General features: G+C 66.7%; 1 pseudogene. It reads right to left on the reverse strand.

The features are described from left to right. Positions 1-339 (reverse strand): annotated as a pseudogene (locus tag D0817_RS26965) (hypothetical protein); the annotation flags it as partial.

The following is a 339-nucleotide window of genomic DNA, read 5'->3' on the forward strand; positions in this document are numbered from 1 at the left end:
GCAGGCCATAGCCGCCGACGTCGGCGTCCTTGCCGAACACATTGGTCCAAGTGTGGTGTTTGACGTTGTGCGAATGCTTCCACTGGTCGGACGGGCACACATGGTCCCACTCCCAGCTGCCCGACTGGATCGCCGGGTCGCGCAGCCAGTCCCACTGGGCGTGCGAGATGTTGTGGCCGATCTCCATGTTCTCGAGGATCTTGGCGCAGCCGAGCATCAGCGTGCCGAGCGCGATCACGGGCCAGAACAGGTGCGGGCCGGCCAGCGCGTGGCTCCACTGCGGCAAAAAGGCCAGGCTGGCGTAGATGACCAGGCGCCCGCCCAGCGCCAGGCTGCGCT

The organism is Flavobacterium cupreum (genome assembly GCF_003996965.1).
Classification (GTDB): Bacteria; Bacteroidota; Bacteroidia; order Flavobacteriales; family Flavobacteriaceae; genus Flavobacterium; species Flavobacterium cupreum.